Origin of the sequence: Cupriavidus sp. CuC1, assembly GCF_044627735.1 — a bacterium.
GTDB lineage: Bacteria > Pseudomonadota > Gammaproteobacteria > Burkholderiales > Burkholderiaceae > Cupriavidus > Cupriavidus ulmosensis.
This window is the reverse complement of record NZ_JBIUHC010000080.1, coordinates 1-14,552: the sequence shown is the minus strand read 5'-3', so window position 1 is coordinate 14,552 and position 14,552 is coordinate 1. Positions and strand designations below refer to the sequence as shown.

At 64.7% G+C, this 14,552-nt stretch carries 12 protein-coding genes; 5 read left to right on the top strand and 7 right to left on the bottom strand.

Annotation, left to right across the window (positions count from 1 at the left end; translation table 11 throughout):
• Positions 1 to 581: 581 nt before the first annotated feature.
• The 3 genes from ACGLHR_RS29490 to oxlT form a co-directional block, all read right to left on the bottom strand.
• Positions 582 to 803, bottom strand: a complete 222-nt coding sequence (locus tag ACGLHR_RS29490; RefSeq protein WP_400098004.1) for a hypothetical protein — start codon at positions 801 to 803, stop codon at positions 582 to 584.
• Between the two features lie 121 nt (positions 804 to 924).
• The gene (locus ACGLHR_RS29485) at positions 925 to 1,836 is read right to left on the bottom strand and encodes a LysR family transcriptional regulator (RefSeq protein ID WP_400098002.1); all 912 of its coding nucleotides are present in this window, start codon (positions 1,834 to 1,836) and stop codon (positions 925 to 927) included.
• A 117-nt stretch (positions 1,837 to 1,953) separates the two neighbouring features.
• Entirely contained in the window at positions 1,954 to 3,294 is a 1,341-nt protein-coding gene (oxlT, locus tag ACGLHR_RS29480; protein WP_400098000.1) for an oxalate/formate MFS antiporter, read from the bottom strand.
• Between the two features lie 212 nt (positions 3,295 to 3,506).
• Here oxlT and ACGLHR_RS29475 point away from each other — a divergent pair, with 212 nt between their 5' ends.
• The 3 genes from ACGLHR_RS29475 (at position 3,507) to ACGLHR_RS29465 (ending at position 5,558) form a co-directional block, all read left to right on the top strand.
• Entirely contained in the window at positions 3,507 to 4,448 is a 942-nt protein-coding gene (locus ACGLHR_RS29475) for a LysR substrate-binding domain-containing protein (protein WP_318230953.1), read from the top strand.
• 99 nt (positions 4,449 to 4,547) lie between these two features.
• Complete coding sequence (locus tag ACGLHR_RS29470; RefSeq protein ID WP_400097998.1) at positions 4,548 to 4,859, top strand: LysR family transcriptional regulator; 312 nt, start codon at positions 4,548 to 4,550, stop codon at positions 4,857 to 4,859.
• Positions 4,860 to 4,988: 129 nt separating this feature from the next.
• Positions 4,989 to 5,558, top strand: coding sequence for a cupin domain-containing protein (locus tag ACGLHR_RS29465; protein ID WP_400097996.1), 570 nt, complete (start codon positions 4,989 to 4,991; stop codon positions 5,556 to 5,558).
• Positions 5,559 to 5,630: 72 nt separating this feature from the next.
• Here ACGLHR_RS29465 and ACGLHR_RS29460 read toward each other — a convergent pair whose 3' ends face one another.
• From ACGLHR_RS29460 to ACGLHR_RS29445, 4 genes are all read right to left on the bottom strand, one after another.
• The gene (locus tag ACGLHR_RS29460) at positions 5,631 to 6,404 is read right to left on the bottom strand and encodes a fumarylacetoacetate hydrolase family protein (protein WP_400097994.1); all 774 of its coding nucleotides are present in this window, start codon (positions 6,402 to 6,404) and stop codon (positions 5,631 to 5,633) included.
• A gap of 126 nt (positions 6,405 to 6,530) precedes the next feature.
• Positions 6,531 to 8,666: an acetate--CoA ligase family protein gene (locus ACGLHR_RS29455; RefSeq protein WP_400097992.1), complete on the bottom strand. Its 2,136-nt coding sequence runs from the start codon at positions 8,664 to 8,666 to the stop codon at positions 6,531 to 6,533.
• Positions 8,667 to 8,796: 130 nt separating this feature from the next.
• Entirely contained in the window at positions 8,797 to 10,026 is a 1,230-nt protein-coding gene (frc, locus tag ACGLHR_RS29450) for a formyl-CoA transferase (protein WP_400097990.1), read from the bottom strand.
• Between the two features lie 23 nt (positions 10,027 to 10,049).
• The gene (locus tag ACGLHR_RS29445; RefSeq protein WP_400097988.1) at positions 10,050 to 11,804 is read right to left on the bottom strand and encodes a thiamine pyrophosphate-binding protein; all 1,755 of its coding nucleotides are present in this window, start codon (positions 11,802 to 11,804) and stop codon (positions 10,050 to 10,052) included.
• 465 nt (positions 11,805 to 12,269) lie between these two features.
• On the opposite strand from ACGLHR_RS29445, the gene sucC reads away from it, so the two are divergent.
• Both sucC and sucD read left to right on the top strand, forming a co-directional pair.
• Positions 12,270 to 13,493 carry an ADP-forming succinate--CoA ligase subunit beta gene (gene sucC / locus ACGLHR_RS29440; RefSeq protein ID WP_400097986.1) on the top strand — a complete coding sequence of 408 codons (1,224 nt, stop codon included), beginning with the start codon at positions 12,270 to 12,272 and terminating at the stop codon, positions 13,491 to 13,493.
• A gap of 1 nt (position 13,494) precedes the next feature.
• The gene (gene sucD, locus ACGLHR_RS29435) at positions 13,495 to 14,379 is read left to right on the top strand and encodes a succinate--CoA ligase subunit alpha (protein WP_318230946.1); all 885 of its coding nucleotides are present in this window, start codon (positions 13,495 to 13,497) and stop codon (positions 14,377 to 14,379) included.
• Positions 14,380 to 14,552 lie beyond the last annotated feature (173 nt).

Sequence of the window (14,552 nt, the reverse complement as noted above, 5' to 3'; positions counted from 1 at the left end):
TTTCAGTGCTATACAGTATGTGATATATCAATATAGTCAAGACGCTTTTAGCCCACTTGGCGAACCCTGAAACTGGCTGGAAACGGCGACGGCGATGCACCGGAAAGCGCCACGGAGGTTACTCGTGCGCCACGCGCATCAAAGCACGCGACCGGCGCAAGCCGGCCTGCTGAAGGATCAATGACTTAGGGCGTTGCGCCTCATCAATGGCGCGCGCGCACAGGCGGCTATCGGGATGCAAGACCGGGTGCGGGGAGCTTGCTGGCGCAGCGCCTCAAAGACGATCCTCGGGAAAGTCCCTAGATAAAGTCAGGCGGGACAGCGGATCAATGTACTGAATGTCTGGCCCTTCAGGACAGAAGAGCGAAGGGGTTACGCATGGCGGCGTGCAAACCGCAGAACGGCAGAACGCCAGAACGGCAGAACGGCAGAACGGCGAAAGGCGCCCGGGAAGGGTTGAACAAGCAAACGCTGTATCAAACCAAAGTCAAAGCAAAGGAATCTGCCAGGGCAAGGCCCCTACCCCCGCGTAGCGGCAGCGATTGGCAGCCGGGCGGCCCGCCAATCGCACCACGCGAGCATCAGGCGCGGGCCAGTTGGGATTGCGCGTTGACGCCGAACGAAGCCGGGCTGGCGCGCCCAATGCCGGCGGTTTCCTGCGACGCGCCGAGGCCGGCAAAGCGGCCATGCTCCTGGGCACGGGCCAGCACGGGGGTCGGCACACGGGTGGCAATCAGGAAAGTAACGCCAACGCCGAGGGCAATCAGACCAAAGGCGAGACCGAGAAGAAGAGCGCTGTCCATCAGAAAACTCCAGTAAGGATGGTGAGTAGGAGTTTTCATTATATGCTGCGGTGCACTATGTGTAAATATCCTGTATGTGATATATCACGAAAAATTGGCGGTTTACGCAACACCGCTTGCGCTACCCCACACGCGCCAGCAACGTCTGCTCATGCTCCATGCCTCGCAGCACATCCCAGATGGCAGCTGCGTTGGGTTTGAGCGAACGGCTCTTGCGCCGTACCAGCATCACCGAGGATGTGACCTGTGGCCGCAATGGCCGCATCACGGCAGCGGGAATCAGCCCGCCCGCCTGGGCACGCGACGGCACGATGCCGATGCCCAGCCCCAGCGCCACCATGCCGAAGATCGCTGCGAAGTGGCCAAGCACCTGCAGCGAGCCTGCGCGCACGTGATACACCCCAAAGGCCTGTTCCACCGCTGGCTGGATGCCCGAGTGCTGGTCCAGCATCAGCACATTGGCATCGTTAAGGTCGCCCCACCCTACCGCCTCGCGCGTGGCCAGCGGATGCTGCGACGGCAGCACGGCATGGAACGGATCGACGCAGAGGGCCTCGCAGTAGAGGTCGTCCCCGGCCGCCGGGTTCGTCGCGATGCCGAAGTCCACCTCACCGCTGCGCACGCACTGCAACACGGCCTCATGCGAGCGGTCTTTCACGCAGATGCCGATGCCCGGCCAGGCCGCGCGGCAACCCGCAAGCCAGCCCGGCAGCGACATCGACGACAGCACCGGATCGGAAGCGATCTGCACCGCGCCTTGGCACGGCCTGGCCGCGCCGTGGCTCTCGCGCAGCGTCTGCTCGACTTCCTCGATCAGGTGGCAGATGCGCTGCGACAGATGCTCGCCGGCGTCGGTGAGCTCGACCTGGCGCGTGGTGCGGTCAAACAGCCGCTGGTCGATCTCGTCCTCCAGCTCGCGCACGCTGCGGCTGATGGCGGACTGCGTCAGCCCGAGCTCGGCCGCGGCGCGGGTAAAGCTCTTCTGTCGCGCGACAGCCGCGAACGCCTTGAGCTGGGGAAGCGAAATATTCATGATCACCCCTTCTGTATGCATTGGGCGCGGCGAACGGCTTGGCCATTCCCCGCGCTGCGCATCGTGATAGACATCGGGCCCGGATTCGCGTCACGCTATCCGGGCCCGGCTGGTGATTCAGTCGCTCTTGCGGGGGGAGAGTCCCGCCAGGTACGCCGCGTGATCAGTTGCCGGCACCAGGGACTCGGCATGCCCGGTGATAAACCGTCGTCTCATCGGGGCCAGCACGAACTTGGCGGACAACCCGGCCGCGATGGTCACGATCGCCGCTACCGTAAACACGGCATCCCATCCGCCACGCGCTGACAAGATCGAGGCCAGTGGCACCAGCATCGCCGCCGTGCCCTTGGCCGTGTAGAGCGTGCCGGCGTTGGCCGCGGCGAACTTGCTGCCGAAGGTATCGGCGCACAGCGCGGGGAAGATCGAGAAAATCTCGCCCCAGAACAGGAACGTCAGCGCCGCGAACGTCATGAACAGATAGGGGTTATGCCCGAACTCCATCAGGCCGAGCAGCGACAGCCCCTCGCCAATGAAGATGAAGAACATGGTGTTTTCCCGGCCGATGCGGTCCGAGATAAAACCGCACAGCGGCCGCGTAAGACCGTTGCACAGGTTATCGATCGACAGCGTCATGGTGAGCAGCGGCAGCGTGAACCCCAGCATCGTCACCGGCATCGACGCAAAGCCGAAGTCCCGTGCAATCGGTCCCAGTTGCGCCGTGGCCATGATGCCGCCGGCGGCTACCGCCACGAACGAGGCGTAAATGACCCAGAAGACTGGCGTCTTCACCATCCGGCCCGGCGTGAACTCGATTGGATTGATCAGCACCTTCTTGGCCGCCACGGCGCCGACAGGCGGACGCGGCTTGACCAGCAGCAAGGCCATCAGCAGGATGCAAACGCCTTGCAGGATGCCGAAGGTGATAAAGGCTTGCTCGTAGCCAGCACGCTGGATCATGTTGGCGATGGGGATCACGGTGAGCGCCGAGCCCGCGCCGAAACCGGCGGCGGTCAGCCCGGCAGCCAGGCCGCGCTTGTCCGGGAACCACTTGAGCGCATTGCCAACGCAGGTGCCATACACGCCGCCCGCGCCGATGCCGGCAATCACCGCCGCCAGGTACAGCTGCGGCAAGCTGGTCGCATACGCATTGATGACCCAGGCCAGCCCCGCGCACACCGCGCCGCACGCCACCACCGGGCGCGGCCCGATCTTGTCGACCAGCCAGCCTTCAAGCGGCACCAGCCAGGTCTCGGTCACGATGAAAATGGAAAAGGCTACCTGGATGGCCGACTCGCCCCAGTGGTGCTTGGCATTCATCGGGGTAACGAATAATGTCCAGCCGTATTGCAGATTGGCTACCAGCCCCATGCAGACCACACCGATCGCTAGCTGGAACCAGCGGTTGTGAAGCCAGCCAAAACGGCTTGTGGCGGCTGTCGCCGAATTGTCGTACGCCATGTCGTGTCTCCTACATAGTGCGTGTCGCGCTCTGTGACGCGACGGGTAGGCTTCTCTGGGAGGGGGAGCCCTTGGTCACTACCTGATTGAGCGCGCCTGACATTGCGGCACGTGCATCCGTGGACTGATGCTAGTTCAAACTAAGTTCAGCAAAGCATAAAGTTTTTTATTATGATCATTTACGATCCTTTATATATTGGACGGACGAGTGCATGAAGAACGCCACGCTGCGCCAGCTGAAGGTTTTCGAGACGGTCGCCCGGCACCTGAGCTTTTCCCGCGCGGCGGAAGAGCTACACCTGACGCAGCCCGCCGTGTCGACGCAGGTGCGCCAGCTCGAGGGCCACGTTGGCCTGCCGCTGTTCGAGCAGCTGGGCAAGAAGATCTACCTCACGCCGGCCGGCATCGAGATGCTGCATTACAGCCGCAGCATCATGCAGCAATTCCGCGAAGCGGAAGACGCGATGTCGCAGCTCAAGGGCATCTCCGGCGGAAGGCTCAATGTGGCCGTCATCAGCGCCGGCGATTACTTCTTCCCGCGGCTTCTCGCGGAATTCATGCAGCGCCATGACGGCGTAACGCTCAACCTCGCAGTGCACAATCGCGAGGAATTGCTGCACCAGCTCGCGGGCAATCTGACCGACCTGGCGGTGATGGTTCGGCCACCCGAGGGCATGGACACCATCAGCGAATCCTTCGCGCCCCACCCTTATGTCATCGTTGCCGCGCCCAACCACCGGCTGGTGGGCGAGCGCAACATCCCGCTGGCGGCGCTGGCCGACGAAGCCTTCGTCGCGCGCGAGAAAGGCTCCGACACCTGGAACTCCATGCAGGAAGGCTTTGCCGGGCGGCTGTCCAACCTGCGCATTGCCATGGAAATCAAGAGCACCGAGACCATCAAGCAAGCGGTGATCGCCAATATGGGCATCGCCTTCCTGTCGGCCCACACCGTCGGGCTGGAACTGCAGACGGGCAATCTTGCCGTCCTGGATATCGAGGGCTTCCCCGTCATGCTCAACTGGTACGTGGTGCATCGCAAGAACAAGCGCCTGCCGCCGGTGGCGCTTGCCTTCAAGCAGTTCCTCATGGAAGAAGGCGCCACCCTGATCCAGCGCATCACCGGCGTGGACAACCTGATTAAACATAAACGATAGGTTATGGTTATTGACTTAAACTTTAATTATCGTTAATTGATCGGCAAACCTATCCTCGTCTCAGGCCCAACTTTCACTGAGCGCCCGAGGAGTCCGATCATGAACCAGGTCCAGTTCGAAACCCGCACCAGTTCCCATGCCGACACCGCTGCCAGCGCACCGCGCGGCGTCGACGAGTCGCAGCTCGCTGCTTACAACGCCGCGTTCTCCGAACTCGGCCTGCGCTTTCGCTGGGACAACGAGATGTTCGCCTGGCTGTGCGGCATCGAATGCGAGCAGAGCCGCATCGCGCGCTATATCGAGCAGTACCACGCACACTTGCTCAAGGCCTATGACGCCAACTTCCTTAGTCGCCTGATCCTCGACAAGAAAGCCGATTACCTGCATGCCATGGCGCATCGGGCCAACTGAGCACCCGATCGCCTTTCCCCGGCGGGCCTGCGCCACGCACCAAAATGGCGCCGAAAGTGCGCCACCGCACTTTTCATCGGCGCCAGGCTCGCTAATGTCTGCCTACCAATCAAGGAGAAGGAGGCAGCCATGGGGTCACAGTCGATGTTCGGCGCCGACGCGCCGGTCGGCACGCTCGCGCAGCAGCGCGAAGGGGCCTTCGCCAGCACCTGCGATTTGCCAATGCAGAATTGCCCGATCGAGCCCACCTGGATCCGTACTGGGGCCCCGCAATCGCGGGCCGCGCAGCACTCCCGCGCGATCGACGGCCTGGCGTCCACCAATGTGTGGGAATGCACGGGTGGCACATTCGAGTGGTACTACGGCTGGGAAGAGACCGTGCTGATCCTGGAAGGCCAGGTCAGGGTCACCAGCGCAAGCGGGCGCGTGCATGTGCTGCGGGCCGGCGACATCGGCTATTTCCCTGCCAACACGACCTGGTTCTGGGAGGTCGACGGCTATGTGCGCAAGGTGGCGTTCTGCCGCAAGCAGGTCCCGGTCACGCTGCGCTTTGCCACCCGCGTGCTGGCACGGCTGAACTTCACCAACCGCGCCGGCGAGGCCTGCGGTGCCGCCACGGCCGTGCTGCGCCGCGCGTTGGCGCGGCTTGGCCTGCGCGATACGTCCGCCCTTACCCTGCTGATGACCCTGCCGCTTTGACGCGGAAAAGGCAAGCGCCGGTGCGAACCGGCACTTGCCTTGCTGGATCCTTGCTGGATGCCAGCGTCCGGCCTAGCCGCGCATGTGGTTGACCAGCGAGCCGATGCCCTCGATCGTGACCTCGACCACGGCCCCGTCTTTCATCGAGCCGACGCCAATCGACGTGCCGCAGGCGATCACATCGCCCGGCATCAGCGTGAGATCTTGCGAGAGCAAGCTGACCTGCTGCTCAGGCGAGAAGATCAGGTCGGACAGCGGATAGTTTTGCCGCTGTGCCCCGTCGAGCCGCGTCACCACGCTGGCGGCGCGCCAGTCGAACTCCGTGACGATCGTGGGGCCCAGGCAACCGAAGGTATCGAAGCCCTTGGCGCGGCACCACTGCGGAAAGTTCGGGTCCTCGGCGATCAGCTCGCCGGCGGTGACGTCGTTGACCACGGTGTAGCCGAAGATATGCGCCGCGGCATCCTCCGGCGCCACGTTGCGGCAGCGGCGGCCGATCACGATGCCAAGCTCGCCCTCGTAGACGATCTTGCCGCTGTAGCTACGGGGCCGCAGGATGGCGTCGCCTGGCCCCGCCAGCGAGCTCGCCGGCTTGATCAGGAACAGCGGATGCGCCGGCACCGGCTTTTCCAGCTTGCGCGCCAGCGCATGGAAGTTGTTCCATAGCGCCACGATCTTGCCCGGCTCGCAGGGGCTCAGCAGCCGCAGGCCCTCGCGCGGCAGGGTCGCGCCGGTAGGCTCCGGCCGCGCGTGGCCGGGGCCGTCGTACTCGATGACATGATCGCCCTCGATCCGGCCGAAGCCGACCTCGCCGTCACCGGTCTGGAAGCGAATCCACGTTTGCATCGCAAACTCCTTTGGCGGGCGCGGCAAGGAGCCCCGCGTCCGCGCGTGTGCCGCATTGTCGGAATTCGGGCCCGCGCATGCACGCATGGCGGGCCCGGCTTTACTGCTTGGCTTTACTGCTTGGCATTAAGCTCGGATCTTGCCGGCGCCTCGGGCCCACTTGTACTTGGCGCCCAGCACCGCGACCGGGATCTCGGTCGAGTACGCGTAGGACGGCACGCCGTGCTCGTACAGGTATTCGGCAGCCTCCTCCACCTGCACGTCGCCCGCCAGCGAGGCCACGATCGGTTTCTCGATGCCACGCGCCGCCATCTCCTCCTTCACCTCGACCACCAGCTTGGCGAACACCATCGGCGGCGTGATGATGGTGTGCCAGTAGCCCAGGATGATGGCGTGGATGCGCGGGTCCTCCATGCCCAGGCGCAGGGTGTTCTTGTACGTGGCGGGCGGCTCGCCGCCGGTGATGTCAACCGGATTGCCCGCCGCGCCAAACGGCGGGATGAACTTGCGGAAGGCCGCATCCAGGTCGTCCGGCATGGTCATCAGCGACAGGCTGTTGTCCACGCAAGCGTCCGACAGCAACACACCCGAGCCGCCGGCGCCGGTGATGATCACCACGTTCTCGCCCTTGGGCGTGGGCAGCTTGGGAATGCCGCGCGCGAACTCCAGCAGGTCGCGCAGCGAGCGGGCGCGGATCACGCCGCACTGCTTGAACACGTCCTCGTAGATCTTGTCGTTGCCGGCCAGCGCGCCGGTGTGCGAGCTGGCGGCGCGTGCGCCCATGCTGGTGCGCCCGGCCTTGAGCACCACCACCGGCTTGTTCTTCGATACGCGCCGCGCGGCCTGCGCGAAAGCCCGGCCGTCTTTCAGGTCCTCGCAGTGCTGGGCGATGATCTCGGTGTTGTCGTCCTGCTCGAAGAACGTCAGCAGATCGTCCTCATCGATGTCCGACTTGTTGCCCAGCCCGACGATGGCCGATACGCCCATCTTGGCCGAGCGCGAGAAGCCGATGATGGCCATGCCGATGCCGCCGGACTGGGACGACAGCGCGGCCTTCCCCTTGATGTCGTAGGGCGTGCAGAAGGTGGCGCAGAGGTTCTTGGGCGTGTAGTAGAAGCCGTAGATATTCGGCCCCATCAAGCGGACATCGTGCTTGCGCGCAATGGCCACGATCTCCTCCTGCCCTTCCACATTACCGGTCTCGGCAAAGCCGGAAGGAATCAGCACGGCGCCCGGAACATGCTTCTTGCCCACCTCTTCCAGCGCCCCGGCCACCAGCTTGGCGGGAATGGCGAACACCGCCACATCCACCTCGCCCGGCACATCGAGCACGCTCTTGTAGGCGGTCATGCCCATGATCTCGCCGCCCTTGGGATGGATCGGGTAGATCTTGCCCTGGTAGCCGCCGTTGATCAGGTTCTTCATCACCGAGTTGCCGATCTTGCCGTTCTCGTTCGATGCGCCGATCACGGCCACCGAATCGGGACGCATGATGCGGTTCATCTGCCTGACGATGTCTTCCTGGCTGGGGCGATAGCGCTGCGGCTGCGGCGCGAAGTCCACCACGATGCGCACGTCCGCGGCAATGGCACCGTCCCTGCTGGCGAACACCGGGTTCAGGTCCAGCTCCGAGATTTCCGGGAAATCGCTCACCAGCTCGGAGACCCGCTGGATCATGCCGGCCAGTGCTTCGCGATTGGCCGGGTCGGCGCCGCGCACGCCCTTGAGCACTTCGGCTGCGGCAATGCCATCGAGCATCGACAGCGCATCCTCCTGGCTGGCCGGGGCCATGCGGAACGTGACGTCCTTCAGCACTTCCACCAGCACGCCGCCGAGGCCAAAGGCCACCAGCTTGCCGAACGACGGATCGGTGACCGCGCCGATGATCACCTCCTGCCCGCCGGCAATCATCTGCTGCACCTGCACGCCAACGATATTGGCCTTGGCGTCGTACTTCTTCGCGTTCTCGATGATGGTCAGGTAACCGCTCTCCACATCCGCCGCGCTCTTCAGGCCCACCAGCACCCCGCCCGCCTCGGTCTTGTGCAGGATGTCGGGCGATACGATCTTGAGCACCACCGGATACCCCATCTTGTCGGCCAGCCCGACCGCACCGGTCGGCGACTTCGCCACGCCCTCGCCCGGCACCGAGATGCCATAGGCGTCGCAAACCAGCTTGCCCTCGGGCGCTGTCAGTGCATTGCGGCCGTCTTCCTTCACGGCGGCGAGGATCTTGCGCACCGCGTCCTTGTTGTGTGCCATGCCAGGTCTCCATCTGTTCATGGATTGCGTAGGGATGAGCCGGTCCGCGCCCTCGCGTGGGACGCGAGGGCGGGCGGCTGTGTGAACTCAGTCAGGGAAGTGCTTGAAGTACGCTGGGACGCTCAGGGCGTCAGACTGCCCCGGCAGCACGCAAGGCTGCGATCTGCGACGGCGTGCGGCCCAGCCAGTCGAGGATTTCCTCCGTGTGCTCGCCCAGCAGCGGCGAGCGCTCCACCTCCACGGGAGACGCAGACAGCGTGATCGGGCAGCCAAGCTGCACGTACTGGCCGCGCTCCGGGTGGTCCAGCTCCACCAGGTAGCCACGCTCGTACATCGACTTGTCCTCGATCAGGTCCTTCATCGACAGGATCGGGCCGCACGGCACATCGACCTCATTGAGCGCCTCCATCACCTCGAACTTGGTGCGCGTGCGCGTCCATTTCTCGATGATGGAGAAGCACTCTTCCAGGCATTTGAGGCGGGCCTCCGGTGTGGCGAACTGCGCATGGGTGATCAGGTCTTCCCTGCCGCACAGGCGCATCAGCGGCTCCCAGCCCTGCGGCTGGACGATCACGTAGACGTAGTCGTTGGCGCCTCCTGGGGCACAGCGCAGCGCCGCGCCGGGCTGGCCGCCGCCGGAGGCATTGCCGGCGCGCGGCACGAAATCGTCGAACGCCTGGTTGGGATACTCGCGCATCGGGCCGGCGGCCAGGCGCTGCTGGTCGCGCAGCTTGACCCGGCACAGGTTGAGCACCGAATCCTGCATGGCCACTTCCACCCGCTGCCCGCGCCCGGAATGCTCGCGATGCAGCAGCGCGGCAAGGATGCCGACCACGCAGTGGATGCCCGTGCCGGAGTCGCCGATCTGGGCGCCGGTGACCGTGGGCGCGCCATCCGCCGCGCCGGTGGTGCTGGCCGAGCCGCCCATGCACTGGGCCACGTTCTCATACGCCTTGCAATCCGCGTACGGTCCCGGGCCGAAGCCCTTGATCGATGCATAAATGAGGCGCGGGTTGAGCGTCTGCAGGCGGTCCCAGTCGAAGCCGGCGCGATCCAGCACGCCGGGGCCGAAGTTCTCCACCAGCACGTCGCAGCGCTGCACCAGGTCTTCCAGCAGCGCCTTGCCTTCCGGCGTCTTCATATTGAGCGTCAGGCTGCGCTTGTTGGAGTTGAGCATCGTGAAATAGAGGCTGTCGGCATTGGGCACATCGCGCAGCTGGCTGCGCGTGATGTCGCCGCGCCCCGGCAACTCCACCTTGATCACGTCGGCCCCCAGCCATGCCATCAGCTGGGTGGCCGAAGGGCCGGCCTGCACATGCGTCATGTCCAGGATCCGCACACCTTCGAGTGCCTTGTTCATGGTCTTGTCTCCTTGCGCCGGGGTTACTTGTACATGGTCTGGTTCTTGGTGCCCGGCGCGTACTCGCGCGGGTCCACCCAGATATTGATCACGGCGGACTTGCCGGTGCGCTGCACCGCCTCGCGCCCGCGCTGCAGCGCGCCGGCGATCTTGCCCGGGTCGCGCACTTCCTCGCCGTAGCCGCCGAGCATTTCGGCGAACTTGGAGAACGGCACGTCCGACAGCAGGTTGCCCACATTGCCGCGCTCCTCGCCGTACTTGGCAAGCTGGCCGTAGCGGATCTGGTTCATCGCCGAGTTGTTGCCGATCACCGCCAGGTAAGGCACCCCGAAACGGTTGGCGGTCTCCATGTCGAAGGCCGTCATGCCGAACGAGCCGTCGCCGTAGTAGCAGAGGATTTCCTTGTCCGGGTTGGCGAGGCCAGCGGCGATGGCAAAGCCAGTGCCGACGCCCAGCGAGCCCAGCGCGCCCGGGTCCATCCACTGCCCGGGACGGCGGGGGCGCACCGCCTGCGCGGAGATGGTCACCACGTCGCCGCCGTCGCCGATATAGACGGTGTCGTCCGACAGGAACTCGTTGAGCTCATACGCCACGCGGTAAGGATGGATCGGCGTGTTTTCCGAGCGGAACAGCGGCATCAGCTTCTCGGCCGCCACGGCCTCGGCTTCGGTCAGCTGGCCCATCCACTTCTGGCGCGCCTGGCGCTTGTCGTTCTTGATGCGCCCGCTGGCGGCCTGCAGCACCGCGCCGAGGATCGCGCCGGGGTCGCCCACCAGGCCAAGGTCGATCTCGCGGTTCTTGCCCACCGTGCGGTAGTCCATATCGATCTGCACCAGCGTCAGTTCCTTGCTGATGCGCTTGCCGTAGCCCATGCGGAAGTCGAACGGCGTGCCCACGATGATCAGCACGTCGGCATTGGCGAAAGCTTGCGTACGGGTGCGGTCGAAGTGATGCGGATCGCCCGGCGGCAGCAAGCCGCGGCTGGCGCCGTTGAAGTAGCCGGGAATATCCAGGCCCTTGAGCAACGCGATGGCTTCTTCATGGCCGCGCGCGGTCCAGACCTGCTGGCCATAGAGGATGGCCGGGCGCTCGGCATTGACCAGGACGTCGGCCAGGCGCTCGATATCCCTCGGATCGCCAATCGACCTGGTGGAGGCGCGATAGTGGCCGGGGCGCGGAATCACCGCGCGCGACACATCGACTTCGCGGTCGAGCACGTCACGCGGGATTTCCAGGTAAGCCGGGCCGGGGGCGCCATTGAAGCATTCGCGCGCCGCCATCGAGATCATGTCCGCCACCCGCTCGGTGCTGGGGATGGTGGCGGCAAACTTGGTGATGGCCGACATCATGTCCACGTGCGGCAGGTCTTGCAGCGAGCCCATCTTGTGCTGGGACAGCGCGCCTTGCCCGCCGATATGGATGATCGGGCTCTCCGAGCGGAAGGCCGTCGCCACGCCGGTCACGGCATTGGTGCAGCCCGGCCCTGCGGTGGTCACCACGCAGCCCAGCTTGCCGGTCTGGCGGGCGTAGCCATCCGCCGCGTGCGCGGCAACCTGCTCATGGCGTACGTCGATGATACGGATGCCCTCGTCCACGCAGCCGTCGTAGATGTCGATGATGTGGCCGCCACACAGCGTGAAGATGGTGTCGACGCCTTCGTTCTTCAGGGCCCGCGCTACCAGGTGGCCGCCTGAAATCACGCCGGCATCGCGGGTTTTCTGCTTCAAGGTGTCTTCGGCCGTGGTGGATTCGGGCCGCGTGGGTGCGACTGCAGACATGTCTTGGTCTCCTCGTTGACTGGGTTGCGACAGGCTGTGACGCGGACCTGGCCCGTTGTCACGACACCTTTTCGCCCTTTTGCTGCTTGGCTGCCTGGCCGATGCCTGCCCTGCTTGTCACCGGTCCTGCGATGCTATCGATCCTTTTCGCGGGATCTTGATGACATACGGTATGTGATATATCAAAGAAGCTCAAGTGAAATTTGGGGGTTGGGGGAGGTGTTTCAACGATGCGATGCAGCAATCCGGCCCAAACTGGTTGGTAAATAAGCGAAATTGCTGAGTCTGCCGGCATCCATTCCGATTCCTCATGGGTTGGAACTGCTCGCCACCTCACGCTGCCTGGACAGGCAAAGCGGCCTTGTTTAACGTTGATATATTACATACCATATTTCACAGCGCGTCTTGTCGGACTATCCGGTTTGGCGGCTCGCCGGCACGCGCATCACCGAGAGCGAGGAGACTGTGAACATTCACGAATATCAGGCCAAGGAATTGCTCAGGCGCTTCGACGTGGCCGTTCCACGCGGCGCCGTTGCCTTTACTCCGGAGGAAGCCGCCAGCGCGGCGCGCAAGATCGGCGGATCGACATGGGTGGTGAAATCCCAGATCCATGCCGGCGGCCGAGGCGCCGGCCGCTTTGCCGGCGACCCCGGCGGCAAGGGCGGCGTACGCGTGGTGAAGTCCGTCGACGCGGTGCGTGCGCAGGCCGAGCAGATGCTCGGCAAGGTGCTCGTCACCAAGCAGACCGGGGAAGCCGGGCGCGAGGTACGGCGTCTATATGTGGAGGAAGGCTGTGAGATTGCCCGCGAGCTTTACCTGGGCATGCTGATCGACCGCGCCACCTCCCGCATCACCCTGATGGTCTCGACTGAAGGCGGCATGGAGATCGAGGAAGTGGCAGCCCGCACGCCGGAGAAGATCCTGAAGGTGGCAATCGATCCGGCCAGCGGCATCCAGCCCTTCCACGCGCGCCGCCTGGCCTTTGGGCTGGGGCTCGCCGGCAAGCAGGTAAGCGCCGCCTCGCGCTTTATCCTGTCCGCCTATCGCGCCTTTACCGAGTTGGACGCCTCGGTAGTGGAAATCAACCCGCTGGTGGTCACGCGCGCGGGCGACGTGATTGCGCTCGACGCCAAGTTCAACTTCGACGACAACGCGCTCTATCGCCATCCGGATATCGAAGCCCTGCGCGACGAGACCGAGGAAGACCCGCTTGAGGCCGCCGCGGCCCGTCATGGGCTCAACTACGTCAAGCTCGACGGCAGCATCGGCTGCATGGTCAACGGTGCCGGGCTGGCCATGGCCACCATGGACATCATCAAGCTCTACGGCGGCGAGCCGGCCAACTTCCTCGACGTGGGTGGAGGTGCCACCAAGGAGCGCGTGACGGCGGCCTTTCGCCTGATCCTGGACGACCCCAAGGTCAAAGGCATCCTGGTGAACATCTTTGGCGGCATCATGCGCTGCGACGTGATTGCCGAAGGCGTCGTGGCCGCCGCGCGCGAGATCGACCTCATGGTGCCGCTGGTGGTCCGGCTAGAAGGCACCAACGTGGAACTCGGCAAGGCCATCCTGCGCGACTCGGGACTGCCGATCCTGTCGGCCGATCATCTTGCCGACGCTGCCGAGAAGGTGGTCAAGGCCGTGAAGGTCGCTCAAGGACACGTTCAAATCCAGGGAGGGCAATGACATGGCCGTACTGATCCATCAAGGCACCAAGGTGATCTGCCAGGGCTTTACCGGCGCGCAAGGCACCTTCCATTCCGAGCAGGCGGCGGCCTATGGCACGCGCATGGTCGGGGGCGTGACGCCCGGCAAGGGCGGGCAGACGCATCTGGGGCTGCCGGTGTTCGACACCGTGGCCGCCGCGGTAGCGCGCACCGGCGCCGACGCCTCGGTCATCTATGTGCCACCGCCCTTCGCTGCCGACGCCATCCTGGAAGCCGTGGATGCCGGCATCGGCCTGATCGTGTGCATTACCGAAGGCATCCCGGTGATCGACATGGTGCGGGTCAAGCGCGCGCTCTGCGCATCCGGCAGCCGCCTGGTCGGGCCCAACTGCCCGGGCGTGATCACCCCGGGCCAGTGCAAGATCGGCATCATGCCGGGCCATATCCACCGCCCCGGCAAGATCGGCGTGGTCTCCCGTTCCGGCACCCTCACCTATGAGGCCGTGGCGCAAACCACCGCCGCGGGGCTCGGGCAGAGCACCTGCATCGGCATTGGCGGCGATCCGGTCAATGGCACCAGTTTCATCGATTGCCTGGCGCTGTTCCTGGCGGACGATGACACCGAAGGCATCATCATGATCGGCGAGATCGGCGGCTCGGCGGAAGAGGAAGCGGCGCTGTTCCTGCAGGATGCGCGCAGCGGCGGGCGCGTCAAACCCGTGGTGGGCTTTATTGCCGGCACCACCGCCCCGCCGGGACGCCGCATGGGGCATGCGGGTGCGATCATCTCCGGGGGCATGGGTACGGCCGAGGCCAAGATCGACGCCATGCGCGCTGCGGGCATCCGGGTAGCACGCTCGCCGGCCGAGCTGGGCAAGACCATGGTGGAGGCGATGGGGGCGTAGCGGCTGATGGCCCAATAAACACGGCGGACAATGTCCGCCGTCTCAGCTTGCTGACAAAGCCGGATCTGCGCTGTCTCGCTCCCCTCTCCCGCGTGCGGGAGAGGGGCTGGGGGAGAGGGCGGGCGCTCGTTACGCCTGCGTGCTGGAAAACACCATGGGCTTCGCTTCAAGTG